At 59.1% G+C, this 14035-nt stretch carries 15 protein-coding genes; 6 read left to right on the top strand and 9 right to left on the bottom strand.

Annotated elements, in window-relative coordinates:
- Window positions 1-7 precede the first annotated feature (7 nt).
- Complete coding sequence (locus ABD653_RS07310; RefSeq protein ID WP_160778071.1) at window positions 8-1144, bottom strand: ABC transporter permease; 1137 nt, start codon at window positions 1142-1144, stop codon at window positions 8-10.
- 96 nt (window positions 1145-1240) lie between these two features.
- Here ABD653_RS07310 and ABD653_RS07305 point away from each other — a divergent pair, with 96 nt between their 5' ends.
- A complete protein-coding gene (locus tag ABD653_RS07305; RefSeq protein ID WP_160778070.1) occupies window positions 1241-1879 on the top strand; it encodes a TetR/AcrR family transcriptional regulator in 639 nt (212 codons plus the stop codon).
- A 1-nt stretch (window position 1880) separates the two neighbouring features.
- On the opposite strand, the gene ABD653_RS07300 is transcribed toward ABD653_RS07305, so the two are convergent.
- Genes ABD653_RS07300 through ABD653_RS07290 form a run of 3 tightly spaced genes read right to left on the bottom strand, consistent with a single transcriptional unit; the run spans window position 1881 to window position 3474 of the window.
- Window positions 1881-2276 carry a DUF1761 domain-containing protein gene (locus ABD653_RS07300; RefSeq protein ID WP_160778069.1) on the bottom strand — a complete coding sequence of 132 codons (396 nt, stop codon included), beginning with the start codon at window positions 2274-2276 and terminating at the stop codon, window positions 1881-1883.
- A 32-nt stretch (window positions 2277-2308) separates the two neighbouring features.
- Window positions 2309-2878, bottom strand: a complete 570-nt coding sequence (locus ABD653_RS07295; protein ID WP_160778068.1) for an SRPBCC family protein — start codon at window positions 2876-2878, stop codon at window positions 2309-2311.
- On the bottom strand, window positions 2875-3474 hold the full coding sequence (locus ABD653_RS07290; RefSeq protein ID WP_160778067.1) for a TetR/AcrR family transcriptional regulator: 600 nt from the start codon (window positions 3472-3474) through the stop codon (window positions 2875-2877). The genes ABD653_RS07295 and ABD653_RS07290 overlap by 4 nt, the downstream gene beginning before the upstream one ends.
- A gap of 188 nt (window positions 3475-3662) precedes the next feature.
- Here ABD653_RS07290 and ftsH point away from each other — a divergent pair, with 188 nt between their 5' ends.
- Window positions 3663-5621, top strand: a complete 1959-nt coding sequence (gene ftsH, locus ABD653_RS07285) for an ATP-dependent zinc metalloprotease FtsH (RefSeq protein WP_160778066.1) — start codon at window positions 3663-3665, stop codon at window positions 5619-5621.
- A gap of 58 nt (window positions 5622-5679) precedes the next feature.
- On the opposite strand, the gene ABD653_RS07280 is transcribed toward ftsH, so the two are convergent.
- The 3 genes from ABD653_RS07280 to rpoZ all read right to left on the bottom strand — a co-directional run bounded on the left by ABD653_RS07280 (window position 5680) and on the right by rpoZ (window position 8127).
- The gene (locus ABD653_RS07280) at window positions 5680-6843 is read right to left on the bottom strand and encodes a DUF3667 domain-containing protein (RefSeq protein ID WP_160778065.1); all 1164 of its coding nucleotides are present in this window, start codon (window positions 6841-6843) and stop codon (window positions 5680-5682) included.
- A 43-nt stretch (window positions 6844-6886) separates the two neighbouring features.
- A complete protein-coding gene (locus ABD653_RS07275; RefSeq protein ID WP_160778064.1) occupies window positions 6887-7630 on the bottom strand; it encodes a ParA family protein in 744 nt (247 codons plus the stop codon).
- 152 nt (window positions 7631-7782) lie between these two features.
- On the bottom strand, window positions 7783-8127 hold the full coding sequence (gene rpoZ / locus ABD653_RS07270) for a DNA-directed RNA polymerase subunit omega (RefSeq protein WP_160778063.1): 345 nt from the start codon (window positions 8125-8127) through the stop codon (window positions 7783-7785).
- Between the two features lie 110 nt (window positions 8128-8237).
- Here rpoZ and ABD653_RS07265 point away from each other — a divergent pair, with 110 nt between their 5' ends.
- Window positions 8238-9431: a phospholipase D-like domain-containing protein gene (locus ABD653_RS07265; protein ID WP_160778062.1), complete on the top strand. Its 1194-nt coding sequence runs from the start codon at window positions 8238-8240 to the stop codon at window positions 9429-9431.
- 6 nt (window positions 9432-9437) lie between these two features.
- On the opposite strand, the gene ABD653_RS07260 is transcribed toward ABD653_RS07265, so the two are convergent.
- On the bottom strand, window positions 9438-10955 hold the full coding sequence (locus tag ABD653_RS07260; RefSeq protein WP_160778061.1) for a replicative DNA helicase: 1518 nt from the start codon (window positions 10953-10955) through the stop codon (window positions 9438-9440).
- A 128-nt stretch (window positions 10956-11083) separates the two neighbouring features.
- On the opposite strand from ABD653_RS07260, the gene ABD653_RS07255 reads away from it, so the two are divergent.
- From ABD653_RS07255 to ABD653_RS07245, 3 genes are read left to right on the top strand one after another with little or no spacing between them, the layout of a single operon-like run.
- Entirely contained in the window at window positions 11084-11566 is a 483-nt protein-coding gene (locus tag ABD653_RS07255; protein WP_160778060.1) for a UPF0262 family protein, read from the top strand.
- A 46-nt stretch (window positions 11567-11612) separates the two neighbouring features.
- Window positions 11613-12281 carry a glycoside hydrolase family 25 protein gene (locus ABD653_RS07250; RefSeq protein ID WP_234032112.1) on the top strand — a complete coding sequence of 223 codons (669 nt, stop codon included), beginning with the start codon at window positions 11613-11615 and terminating at the stop codon, window positions 12279-12281.
- Complete coding sequence (locus ABD653_RS07245; RefSeq protein ID WP_160780281.1) at window positions 12278-12697, top strand: cytidine deaminase; 420 nt, start codon at window positions 12278-12280, stop codon at window positions 12695-12697. Before ABD653_RS07250 ends, ABD653_RS07245 begins: the two co-directional genes overlap by 4 nt.
- Here the strand turns inward: ABD653_RS07245 and ABD653_RS07240 are convergent.
- Window positions 12687-13967: a hypothetical protein gene (locus tag ABD653_RS07240; RefSeq protein WP_160778058.1), complete on the bottom strand. Its 1281-nt coding sequence runs from the start codon at window positions 13965-13967 to the stop codon at window positions 12687-12689. The genes ABD653_RS07245 and ABD653_RS07240 overlap by 11 nt on opposite strands.
- Window positions 13968-14035: the final 68 nt, after the last annotated feature.

The raw sequence follows: 14035 nt of genomic DNA, 5'->3' as shown, positions 1-14035 counted from the left end.
GTCGCCATTATCTGAACACCGATGCCGGCTCGGTCTGGAAGACGCTGCGCAAGGCCAGCGTCCCGGTGATCGCCAGAATGACAACCACGGCGACGAGACTGATCAGCGGGATTTGCCACGGGATGTAGAAGCCCTTGAAGAACGGGTTGCCGCTGAAAGACCACAGGAACACGACCGTACCCAGCACGCCGAGGCCGTAGCCGATAAAACCGACCAGACCGGCTTGTACCGAAACCATGCGCAGGATGCGCCCATTGGTAACGCCGATCGCCTTGAGCGCGCCGAACTGTTTGATGTTGTCGCGAATGAAGAGGCTGAAAGTGAGGCCGACGATCGCTACGCCGACCACAAAACCCAGGACCACGGTGATACCGAAATTGGTCGGAATGCCGGTGTTCTGGACGATAAAGTCGACCCCGGCTTGGGCGAATTCATCGCGCGTCTCGGCTTTCAGTCCGGTTTGCTCTTCGATCCTGTCGGCGACCTGGCCTGCGGTCTGGCCGTCTGCCACACCGGCGAGAACGAAGCTCATCCGGTTGCGCGTGCCGGGCACATAGCGAAGAGCCTGGCTGTACTTGGTGTAGAGGGTCACCTGGCTCGTAAAGCTGGGAATGGCATCGGCAATGCCGCGCACCACGGCGCGCTGGTCATTCAATTCCAGTCGCTCGCCAATCGGATCAACATCGGCCCCGAACATATTGATGGTGCCCACGTCATCGATGATCACACTGTCCGGCTGGGACAGGACATCGATACTTCCGGCGACCATATTCTTGGGCAATCCGATCAAAGTGGCGTCATCCACCCCGATTATCGCGACCCCTTCAAGATCGCCCTCCTTGGTGCGGACCGATGCTGCGGCGCGCAAATGCGGCACGGCCCATTCGACTCCGGGCACACCGCGCACCTTGTCGAGCGCTGTCGAGGGCATAGGGAAATTGACTTCGGTGGTGCGGCTGACGGGATCCATGACCCAGACTTCGGCTTCGCCCACATTGTATGTGCCGCTCGCCCCGCGTTCGATCAGGTTTACGAAAATAGTCAGCTGTTGGGTGATGAGCAGAGTCGAAAAGGCAATGCCGAACACCAGCCCGTAGAACTTGGTCTTGTCGCCCGTGAGCATACGGATCGCAATCCAGAGCATGTGGTGGGGAACCTTTGCCTGCTGGTGGGGGTTGCTGTTTCGAGTGGCAACCGCCATTATTGAACGGTAGCGTTTAATTGAACGGAGCCGTTCACTTTGTCAACCCAGACCGAAAGCCGTATCGGCAGGCCGACAGACCAGGCCAAGCGTGACGCTATTGTCGCGGCCGCTTCCGATGCCTTTTTCGATGTTGGTTATGCTGCGACTTCGATCGAAGGTGTGGCGGCCAAGGCAGGCGTTTCAAAGGTCACAATCTACAATCAATTCAAGGACAAACGCGGCCTTTTCGTCGCCTCTGTCGAACGTGAATGCGAGAAAATGCGCGGCCATTTCTCGATCGAGGCAGCGTCCGGCACCTCTATTCGCGATCGCCTGACGGTGATCGGCGAAGCCATGTTTGCCTTCCTCTCCCGGCCCGAGATGATCCAGTTCGAACGCCGAATCGCTGCAGAGACCGAGAACGAACCTGCCATCGGCGAGGCCTTTCTCGAGGCGGGCCCTTGGCGCATGAAAGCTGCATTCGCGTTGTTCCTGTCCGCCGCCGAGGCGCAGGGAGAGCTGGAAGTGCCAGAGCCAGGGCTCGCCGCAGAGCAATTCGTTTCCATGTGCAAAGGCATGGGTGACTTGGAGCGACGGTTCGGTACTCTGCCCACCCCCGACCAGACCCGTCGGCGAATTCAGGGTGCAGTAGATGTCTTTCTGAAGGCGTACGCTCCGACTGACCGGATAGATTAGCTTAGCTCAACGCACCGATCGCAACACCGTAAAGGGCAAATTGAGCCGTGGCGTATCCGCCGTCTATCAGCCACAATCCGAAGGGCCTGCGCGCAAACAGGTAATTGATACCGAAAGTGGCGGCCACCCAGCAGAGGCCGGCCGCAAGCCCGGCCAAAACGGCGAATTGCAGGCCCGGCTTGGGGCCGAGGAACATCGCGAATACGAACGCCGCGACTAGCGATAGCAGGAAGGCTCCGCCGAATATCTTGACGGGATGGCCGGACTGCGCTTCCTCCTCGGTCATGCCATTATAGGCTAGCCACTTCTTGCCGAAGAGCGGTCCGTACCAAAGGCCGCCCAGAACAAAGGCCGAAATTGCTGCGACCAGCACGGCGATCCAGTTCACTTCCATCATTCCCTCCCGATTATGGTCATTGTTTGACGCCCCTACTGCCCGCCAGCCTGCTTCAGGTTTTGTTCGAGCATCCGGATCGAATAGGCGTTTCCGCTCTTGAAAAACTCGAGAATCCGGCTCGACGTCTCGTCGGATTTGTAGCCGAGGCCAAGAATGCGCAGGCGGGTCTTGCCGTTCTCCAGCGGCTCGAGCTCGTAGACTCCCCACATGCCATCGAGGACGCCTGGCTCGAAGGCCCCCTCCGGTACCTTAATCACTTCGAGTGCAATCATCCGCTCGGGGACATAGGCAAGGATCCGGTGCTGGATGTTCTGTGCATCGCCTGGCGCTGCGCCAGCGACATAGGATGTCTCTATTGATCCACCGATACGAAAATCGAACCAGGCCTCGCGCGGGCCCCAAGCCTTCCATCCGTCAGCGGTAGAAAGCGTGGCCCACACCGCGTCTACCGGCGCATCAATTGTCGCTTCGTGTATCAGTGTGCGAGTACCGTCAGTTTCCTCGACGACTCTTGATAAGACGTCCGGCCCCTGCGCAGCTATCGGTGATGCAACACTCAGCGCCGCGAGGACCAGTGCGGCCCATATTGATCTGATTGTCATGATCGCTCCTTTGCTTTCTCGGTCAGCAGATCGATATGCGCGCGCAAAACGCCGACATTGCGATCGAAAACGGAAATGTCCTGAGCCGTGCGTGCCTGCATGATCGCGCCTTCCATGGTGGTCAGGATGAATTCGGCGAGTGCGCGCTTGTCAGTTCCCTGCGGAAGGCGTCCGCCCGCCTGATCGAGGCATTGTTCGATTGCACCGATCCAGTTTGTGAAATTGATCTGCAGCAGATCACGAATGCGCGGATCGGGTTCGGATATCTCGAGCGCGAGATTGCCGATCGGGCAGCCATGGCGATAGTCGCTCATCAGCAAACCGGTACGATAGCCGTTAAGCAGCGCGAATATCTTCTCAATCGGGTCGTCGACATTGACCCATGCGATATCGAGCAGATTCTCGCGAATGCCGTCACGATAGAATTCGAGCACCGCAACCAGCAGGTCCTGCTTGCCCGGAAAGAAGTGATAGAGGCTACCGGAATGGACCTGGCTCCGACTGAGAATGTCTGCAATCGAAGTCGAATTGAATCCCTTCTCGTAGAAGAGCTCCAACGCCGTCATGACTATCCTTTGACGAGTAGCGGAATTCACGCGAATCACTCCTTGGTTGAATGATCAATCAAGCACGAGTTGAGCGTTCAATCAAGTGTGTGGTTGGATCGGGAGTAGCGGAGATCGATTGCTGTGATCGACAAATGCGCCGAACAGCGCCTTAAGGCTAACTTGCCATTCACCCGCGCGCACCTACATTGCACAGGTTAGAAAGGACCTGAGTCTCCATGAGTGACCACAACACCCCGCAGGACCCGAATGAGGGCGGCCCGAATCCGTGGATGAAGAGCCTGATGATGTGGGGTGGTATTTTCCTCGCCCTGCTGCTGGCTGTCTCCATGTTCCGCAACTCGGACGCGGCGCCGGGAACGCAGATCCGTTACTCTGATTTCCGCGAGCGGGTGGAGCAGGGGCTGGTCAAGGAAGTGCAGATTGCGCCCGACCGGATCAGCGGTGTGCTCAAGAACGACGAGACATTCACTACAGTTCCGATCGAGAATGACGTCGGCCTGACCGAGCTGCTGCAAGAAAACGAAGTACAGTATTCGGGCGAACCGGCCGAGCAGATGAACATCTTCTGGCTGATCCTGGTCCAGTCGCTGCCGTTTATCCTGATCCTGGGCATCGCGTTCTTCGCCTTGCGCCAGGTGCAAAAAGGCGGCGGCGCGGGCGGCGCCATGGGCTTTGGCAAATCCAAGGCCAAGATGCTGACCGAAAAGCAGGGCAAGGTGACGTTCGAGGATGTCGCCGGCATCGACGAGGCGCGCGAAGAGCTCGAGGAAATCGTCGAATTTTTGAAAGATCCCTCGCGCTTTTCCAAGCTGGGTGGGCAAATTCCCAAGGGTGCTTTGCTGGTCGGCTCTCCCGGTACGGGTAAGACGCTGTTGGCTCGCGCCATCGCGGGTGAGGCAGGCGTCCCGTTCTTCACCATCTCCGGCTCCGACTTTGTCGAGATGTTCGTCGGCGTCGGCGCGAGCCGCGTGCGCGACATGTTCGAACAGGCCAAAAAGAACGCACCCTGTATCGTCTTCATCGACGAAATCGACGCGGTCGGCCGCAGCCGTGGCGGTGGCCTTGGCAATTCGAATGACGAGCGCGAACAGACGCTGAACCAGCTTCTGGTCGAAATGGATGGTTTTGAAGCCAATGAAGGCATCATCATCATCGCGGCCACCAACCGCCCTGACGTTCTCGACCCCGCGCTGCTGCGTCCGGGCCGGTTTGACCGTCAGGTCGTGGTGCCGATCCCCGATATCGACGGGCGTGAGAAGATCCTTGCCGTCCATATGAAGAAGGTGCCGCTGGCGCCTGACGTTAACAGCCGCACCATTGCGCGCGGCACGCCCGGCTTCTCGGGCGCGGACCTCGCCAATCTCGTCAACGAAGCGGCCTTGCTGGCTGCACGCCGCAACAAGCGGTTGGTGGCGATGCAGGAATTCGAGGACGCGAAGGACAAAGTCATGATGGGCAGCGAACGCCGCTCCATGGTGATGACCGACGACGAGAAGAAGATGACCGCCTATCACGAGGCAGGCCATGCACTGGTCAGCATCAATGAACCGGCATCGGACCCGATCCACAAGGCGACGATCATCCCGCGCGGCCGCGCGCTGGGTATGGTGATGCGCCTGCCGGAGCGGGACAATTACTCCTATCATCGCGATAAAATGCATGCGGACCTGGCGGTTGCCATGGGTGGCCGTGTGGCCGAAGAAATTATCTTCGGGCACGAGAAAGTGTCGAGCGGTGCTTCTTCCGATATTCAATATGCCACCAATCTGGCCCGCAACATGGTCACCAAATGGGGCATGTCGGACAAGCTTGGTCCGCTCCAGTATGAAGAGCAGCAGGAAGGTTATCTCGGGATGGGCCAGTCGGCCCGTACGATGGGCTCTGCCGAAACCAACAAGCTGATCGACAGCGAGATCAAGGATCTGGTGGAAGGCGCGCTGAAACGTGCGACCGATGTTCTGACCGAGCAGGAAGACAAGCTTCATTTACTGGCGCAGGCCATGCTGGAATACGAAACGCTGACCGGTGACGAGATCACCCAGCTGCTCAAGGATGGCAAACTGGATCGTCCCGACGAACCGAAGGGCCCGACACCGGTGAAGCCGATGAGTGGCTCTGCAATCCCCAAGGCCGGCAAGAAGTTCGGTGGAGGCCCGGCTCCGCAGGGCGCCTAGGGCAATGGATCAATCAGGAAACGAGGGCGCCCGGGCAATCGGGCGCCCTTTTTCGTGCCTAGAATGCGCCCAGCAAAAGCAAGAGCTGGAAGAACAGCATCAGGATCACATTGATGAAGAACAACAGCACGGCCAGTCGCCAGATCGTGCTGAAGCGCGACAATTCATAGGCACCGCGCAGGTGTTTGTAGATGTGTATCGCGGGCAAGAGGGTGGAACCGGCAACGACCCAGCCGATGGCTAGGCCGGCCAAGCCAGACATGGTCAGAACAATCACCAGCAGCGACATGAAGCTGAGCGAGTAGGTCACGAAGATAGCGTGATCATACGCTCTGAAGCGTCTTTTCCAGGCGAACAGCAGCCATACAAATGGGACCGAAATCGGAATCAGCAGCCACGAAAATTTGTAGAAATTGGTCTGCAATTTGTAGAGCATCAAGCCGGGATTCTTCTCCCATTTCCCAATCGCTTCTCGGACCCATGCAAACTGGTCGGCGCCCATAGTCATTTGCTGATCGCCGTCATCGCCCAGCGGCACCACCACGTCTCCATCGGCGTTGCGGGTCACTTCCGGCTCGCTGTTCGAAATTCCTTCTCGAATAAAGGCGAGGTCAGAGGCAACTTCCATCCCTTCAAGCCGCTCTGCCAATTTGGTTCGGCGCGTCTGCAAATCCGTCCTGACCGTATCCGGGAGGTCGTCTTGCGCGAGCCTTTCATCGAGCTTGGCGAGCTCTTCGGTCAGTTCGGCCTGCTCTGCCGTCAGCGCCTCCCCTATCTGCGCGCCGACATTGCCCTGGATATCGGTCGGCGTCGAAATTCCTGCCATCTGGAAAATCGCGAACATCGCAAATACGCTGAACAAGAACAGCGCCATCGGCGATACGAAACGGGCCCGTTCCCCGGCAATATAGCGGCGCGTCAACTCGCCAGGTTTGAAAAACAGTTTGGGCAGCGTGCGCCACATCTTGCCGTCGAAATGCAGGGCACCATGCAACAAGTCTTGCCAGAATGCTGTCAGCGTCCGGTGCAAATGCGCTTTCTGGCCACAGGAATGGCAATGCGTGCCGACCAGAGTGGTGCCGCAATTGAGGCAATCACTCTCGCTAAAATGCCCCTTGCCGGGTGCCGGCTGGCCACCTTCGCCAGCCTCATTCTCGACTGCACGCGCGGCCAGTCCGCCTTCCGCGATCTGCCCTACAGCTTCGATACCTTCCCCCGACATGCAGGTATGATAGCGCGCGCAGCGGGGTCTGGCGAGAGCGGGTTCAGCCCTTCTTTTTGCCCTTGGCAAGCTTGCGTTCGATTGCAGTCCACAATCGGCCCATGGCGATGGCTGCCGGGCTGCGCGCGGCAAAGGCACCGACCGGCATTCGACGCACGGCACATTGCTCGACCGCGCTGGCTTGCGGGATCGCGGGCCATTTCGGATTGGCATCACGGGCTTCGCGGTGGAGAGTGCGGCGCATGTCGAGCATCGACAGGACGGGCAGGATCGGCGGATGCGCCTTGGTGTTGGCGCGGACCTCATCCACCACCATTTCGAAGGCGCGTGCTGACAAGGGCGAGGGCGGCAAGGGAACAATGATCAGATCTGCCGCTCGCACAACCTGCGCGCTGATCTCGTTCAGCACCGGCGGGCAATCGATGATGATCCGGTCATAGTCCTTGGCCAAGGCCTTGCTCAGCTTGCCGATGCGCTTGCCGCGACCGATTTGGGCCAGCTGCCGGTCAAGATCGCGCAGGCTTTCGTCTGCGGGCAGCAGATCGAGGCGCTTGTAAGGAGTGGCGCGGACCAGCTTGCCCGGATCGCGCTGGAGCGAAATGATACTGTCGGCGCGCTTCTTGGCATTGGCATCGACGCCGAGCAGGAAACCAGCCCCTCCGGCGGCGTCGAGATCCCAAAGGAGGGTCCGTCGTTTTGACGTTTCGGCCGCGCACCAAGCGAGATTGGCCGCAAGGGTGGTTTTCCCCACCCCGCCTTTCACGCTGTAGACTGCAATCACGGCCATGTTTCAATCTTCCGTTTGTTCGACCCCGCTTTCGCGGGCCATGCCTCACTGGATTGGCCCTGATCTGCAAGTTTGGAAGCCAAACGAAAAGGCCGCCCCGAAGCGGGACGGCCTTTGCTTGTTCGCTATGAGGCACTCTGCCCCGTCAAGGATCAGCCTTCGTATTCGGCCCCGATCGAAGTCGAACGGGTCGGCGCAGAGGCCGTGATCCGAAGCGCTTCTGCCGATTGGCTGAGCGAGCCGACTTCATCGATATCGTCGTCATCATCCGGCAGGATTTTCTGCAGGTTGGTGACCACTGCTTCGTGCAGTTCTTTCGGCTTAACCGTTTGCTCCGCGATTTCGCGCAGGGCAACAACCGGGTTCTTGTCGCGATCGCGATCGATTGTCATTTCCGCACCGCCGGAAATTTCGCGTGCACGCTGGGCTGCCAGCAGCACGAGATCGAAACGGTTAGGGACCTTGTCGACGCAATCTTCGACGGTAACGCGCGCCATAGGGGCACTCCGGATAAAAGTTGAATTTCAGGATTGCTCGCGAAATAGGCAGGCTGCGGGAACGAGTCAAGGATTTGCACGGTTCACTTTGCAGGGATAGAGGGGCGACCATGCAGCAGTTGACGGATGCAAGCCTGACATACGGGGACAGCGCATCCTATCGCGATCCGGAGCCGTTTGCGATCGAGGCGCAGGATCATGCTTTCACCTTCTATCCCGCCGGTGCCGACCGTTTCGCCGCCCTGTTGGAGCATATCGACAGCGCACAGGATACGCTGCACGTCTTCTTCTACATGTTCCAGGCCGACTATTCCGGCACCCGTGTGCGCGATGCGTTGACCCGTGCTGCCCGCCGCGGAGTGGCCGTGCATCTGATTGTCGATGCGTTCGGCACCGATGCCAAAGTCAGCTTCTTCGGCCCGTTGGTGAGAGCGGGCGGAGTGTTCGACATGTTCAGCCCGCGCTGGAACGTCCGTTACCTGATCCGCAACCATCAGAAATTCGTGATTGCCGACGGTGACCGGGTCATGACGGGCGGCTTCAATGTGTCCAATCACTATTTTGCTACCCCGCAGGACAATGGCTGGTGCGACCTGGGAGCCCTGATCACGGGACCGGTTGCCGGACAATTCTCGCAATGGTTTTGTGAATTGGAGGCATGGGTCAGCAGCGGCGGCTCGCAATTCCGTGCCATTCGCAAAATGGTGCGGGAATGGGATCCGGGCGACGGGGCCGTGCAGCTTCTGCTTGGTGGTCCGACTCAAATCACCAGCGCTTGGGCCCGATCGATCAAGCGCGATATTGCTCGCGGCGACCGGCTCGACATGGTGATGGCCTATTTCTCCCCACCTCGCAGCATCCGGCGTTTGATCCGTCGGCTGGGAGAGCGGGGCTCGGCGCGGCTGATCATGGCTGGAAAATCGGATAACAGCACAACCATTGGGGCATCGCGCGCCCTCTACCGCGCCCTGCTGCGATCCGGAGTCGAGATCGCTGAATTCCAGCCCTGCAAGCTCCACATGAAGATGTTGGTGATCGACGATGTGGCGTATTTCGGCAGCGGCAATTTCGATATGCGCTCGATCAGGCTCAACCTGGAACTTATGGTGCGGGTCGAGGATGCAGGGCTGGCCAGGAAGATGCGGGAGCTGGTCGATCATCTTGCGGCGGCGAGCAAGCCGGTCCGGCGCAAGGAGCATGCGAAACGCATGACCCTGGCCAAATGGCTGAGCTGGCGGGTCAGCTGGTTCCTTGTTTCGGTGCTCGACTACACGGTCGCGCGGCGCCTCAACCTCGGCAAGTAGGCAGCCCTAGTCGTAGCCACCGTCGCGCTCGCCCTCGGCGAGGTCGGAGAAGCGCGTAATACGCGCTTCGAACCGCATCCGGACCTTGCCGGTCGAACCGTGACGTTGCTTGGCTACGATCAATTCAGCGAGGCCATAGACTTGCTCCATTTGCTGCTGCCACGCCGCATGCGCTTCCTGGATCACAATATCATCGGCCTCGGTCGGGACCTTGGGCTCGCGCGCCATCACGTAATAGTCTTCGCGGTATACGAACCAGACCATGTCGGCATCCTGCTCGATCGAGCCGGATTCGCGTAGGTCCGACAGCATCGGGCGTTTGTCATCACGCTGCTCGACCGCACGGCTCAGCTGCGACAGAGCGATCACCGGAACTTCCAGCTCCTTCGCCAGCGTCTTCAAGCCGCGACTGATTTCCGAAATTTCATTGACACGATTGTCGTTGGCGCGGCCCGATCCCTGCAGCAATTGCAGGTAATCGACCACGACCAGGCCAATATCATGCTTGCGCTTCAGGCGGCGGGCGCGGGTCCGCAATCCGGCAATAGTCAATGCCGGCGTATCGTCGATATAGAGCGGCAGCTCGGCCAGTTTCTGGCTCGCCATGGCCAGTTTCTGGAAATCGTCGCGGCTGATTTTCCCCATGCGGAGCGCTTCGGAACTGATTTCGGCCTGCTCTGCCAGAATACGGGTGGCGAGCTGGTCAGCGCTCATTTCCAGGCTGAAAAAGGCCACGCCTCCGCCGACACTGTCCTCGATTCCGTCGCGCTTGTCATTGAGCCACCGCTCGGCGCAATTGAAGGCGATATTGGTCGCCAAAGAGGTCTTCCCCATACCCGGGCGACCGGCGAGGATGATCAGGTCGGAATCATGCAGGCCGCCGACTTTCTCGTTCACGCTGACAAGGCCGGTGGTCTTGCCCGAAATATTGCCGCCGGAATTGAGCGCCGTCTGGATCATGCCCAGCGCCTTGGTCGTCGCGGTGCTGAAGCTCGAGGCTTCGTTGCCGCTCGCAGCGCCCTCGGCCACCTTGTAGAGGGACGCTTCCGCCTCCTCGATCTGCCGCATCGGCTCGACTTCTTCCGATGTATCGAGCGCGCCTTCGACCAATGTCCTTCCCACTGTCACAAGCTCACGCAGCAGGGCCAGATCATAGATCTGCTGCGCCAGGTCACGCGCGGCGAGCAGACCCTGCCCGTCGGCGGTCAGCTTGGCGAGGTAGGTCGTACCGCCCAATTCCTTGAGCGCTTCGTCCCCTTCGAAATAGGGTTTGAGCGTGACCGGGCTGGCCGTGGCACTGCGATCGAGCAGGGTCAGGATGCGGTCATAGATGCGCTGGTGGATCGGGGCGTAGAAATGGTCTGCCCGAATCGGAGTCTGCAGGTCTTCGACGACGCGATTATCGATCAGCACGGCGCCCAGAAACGCCGCCTCAGCCTCCACATTGGCAGGAAGAGCGCGGGTTTCGCTGCCGGTCCCAGCGGCATTTTCAATCGGGCGTTCGAGAACATCTTGATCGGACATGCGCGCTGTGTGGGAGCCTATCAGGCGCGGCGCAAGTGCCACTTTGCATCGCCTGCTTGTGGATAGTGGGGAAGACTGCCGAAGTGCTTGCCGACCGCGCCGCAAATCTGCGAAAGCGTTCGCCACCAATGGCCCAGCATCGCATCTCTCATATCGCGCTCGACGAGGACACGATCCTGTGGCGCAATGCCGATGTCGAGCAGGAACGACGCGTGGCGATCTATGATTTGATCGAGGAAAACAGTTTCCGCCCGGTCCGGTCGAGCGAGGCCGGGCACAACGGGCCCTACCGGCTCAATCTTTCGGTCCAGGATGGCCGACTGGCGCTCGATATTCGCGACGCCGCGGATGAACCACTCGAAATGCTCATTCTCGGCCTCGCCCGATTTCGTCGATCAATCCGCGAGTACTTTGCGATTTGTGACAGCTATTATCAGGCGATCCGCAAGGCGACTCCGGCCGAGATCGAGACCATCGATATGGCCCGCCGCGGCGTCCACAACCATGCAGCGGAAATGCTGGTCGAGCGTCTGGAGGGCAAGGTCGAAACCGATTTCGCAACCGCGCGCCGGCTCTTCACCCTGATCTGCGTCCTCCATATCAAGGGCTGAACGGGCAATGGGGCGCAGGAAACGAAAACAGGGCAGCGGTTGGGGAATGCGCATGCTTGGCCTGCTGGTTCTGCTCGTGGCCGCTGGCGGGGCATGGCTGTGGTGGGAAGCCCAGCATTGGCGCCCGTCCGAGGACGCATATCCAGACCAGGGCGTATTGGTTTCGCAAGCCGACGGGAACGTCAATTTCCGCACCGTTGGGGCGCTCGGCGGGCGTTTCGCTTATCTGAATGCCAGCTCTGGTAGCGATGCGCAGGATGACCGCTTTGCCCGCAACTTCGCCCGCGCGCGCGAAGCTGGCCTGCAAGTCGGGGCATTGCACCGGTTCGATCCCTGCGCAAAGGCAGATGGGCAGTCGGCCAATTTCGTGACCATGGTACCGCGCGTCGACGGCTTGCTACCCGCCGCTATTGCGCTGGAGGCAACCGCAGATGCCTGCGAAGACCGGGTCAGCGAAGCGGCGGTCGAGAGCGAATTGATGACCTTCATTAACCAGGTCGAAAAGCACACCGCCAAGCCAGTCATCCTGAAGGTCGGCCCGGATTTCGAGGCCGCCTACGCTATCTCGAGCAAGCTGGAACGACAGCTATGGGTCAACCGGACGCGTTTCGAGCCGACCTATGCGGTGCGGCCCTGGTTGCTATGGAGCGCCAATGAAGGCTTGGTAACTGAAGCGAGCGAGGAGCCGCTGGAATGGGTGGTGGTACGACCATGACGGATGAAGACCTGATCGCAGCTGCTCGCAATGCCGCGCACCACTCCTATTCGCCCTATTCCGACTACGCCGTCGGCGCTGCGCTTCGCTTTCGCGACGGCTCGGTAGTCACCGGCACCAATATCGAAAATGCAAGCTACGGCCTGGCCCTGTGCGCCGAGACTGTGGCGGTCGCGAAGGCAATGGCGCAAGGGATGCGGGGCGGGCTCGAAGCCGTCGCGGTGATCGGGCCGGATGATAAAGGCGGAGGCGACCCGATCACGCCCTGTGGCCGGTGCCGGCAAGTGCTGAACGAGCTGGCACAATTGGGCGACACAGATCCGGAGGTCCTGTGTGTCGGCAACAATGAAGTCCGCCGCGTCCGGCTCAGCACACTCCTGCCGCATGCCTTCGGACCGGCAAGTCTCAAGAACTAGCGGCTTTCGTCTGCATTCCGAGAAATCCCGATTCTCGCATCTGATACAGGTGGCTGTCTGCCCCATATCGTTCGCGTATCTCATCCATCATGGCACTCTGGTTGGCCATTGCTTGTTGCTGCTCACCCCGATCAAAAATAAATGAATTGAGGAAATCTGCGACAATGTATTTGCCGGTAGAACCTCTACTGGCGAGCTGCTTGATCCACTCATTGCAGAGCTCTTCGTAGTCTCGTTCAACACCTGCTGCGTAGTCGATCTGCGCGATCAAGAACTTGGTCAAGAGTGTCTCTTCGTGATTCGGTCCATAGACAGCAGCAAAATCGCGTTGGATTGGGCCAGTCGATTTCTTTGCCGTTGCAATCAAGCCATTAGCCAACAGAATCTGCAATCGAAGATGATTGGTTGCCAGAGTGTCCTTGGCCAATCTGCCCGACACAGTAGCGCGCTTCTGATGTGCTCGATCAATGACGATCTTTGCCAGCGCGTTTTTCTTGGAGAAGAGGTAGGACTGAGCGAGATAAAACAAGGTGGTGAGGTGAGGTTCGGTGCTCTCCAATCCATGCAATTGACACAAGAGATCTGCTCTGATCATGATAGAAGAGACCGCTGGAAATTCGCCCTTGCTCGCCAATTTCCTTGCAGCTTGGATTAACCCTTCAACTTGTTGATCGGGACTTGCTTTACCTGAATTGCTCGAAAGCATGAGCTTTGAGGTGGGATCTTCATTGGTCCAATCTTGGAGCAGCCCAGCTATGTCATCCAATAGCGCGGTCGCGCTTTTGTCAGCCGGGCTCAAAGCCTTGGCGGCGATGGAAAGCCTCTTGGCATCCTCCACATCTGCACGGCAATGCTCTCGGATCCCAATGCTTATCGAGTGCTCGGCAAGAAGCTTGAGTGCCTCTCCGATAGGTGCCGACGAGCGCTCGACGCCAGCCTCCCAAATGTCGGCTGCCGCCTGGAGTTCGCCTTTTTCGTGGGCAGCCTTTCCCTCAAGAAGCCACGCTTCTGGGCTGACCATCTGCAATTCTTCCTTGTGCTTCTTCTCAGCCATGCTGGCATCGCGATGAAGCCGGTCAACCTCGGCGTTCAACTCCGCAATCCGAAGCTCAGCATCCGCCAGCTTCCTCCTGCTTCCCCTCCGACCGAACCCGAAGCTGGCCAGGGACACACCAAAGACTGTACAAATGGCAATTACTTGATCGAGCGGGCCGAGCCGCTGAAAATTCTCTATCAACCCAGTTACGTAGCCAAAGAAAATATCGATCATTCTACGAAGATAATCAATTCGCGACCAACCCGCAATTCGTCGCCCCTACTGCTACAAGCTTCAGCTAG

The sequence above is a fragment of the Parerythrobacter jejuensis genome (assembly GCF_039536765.1).
Taxonomy (GTDB): Bacteria; Pseudomonadota; Alphaproteobacteria; order Sphingomonadales; family Sphingomonadaceae; genus Parerythrobacter; species Parerythrobacter jejuensis.
Note: the sequence above shows the minus strand (reverse complement) of the source record. Positions and strands in the feature narration are given on the sequence as shown.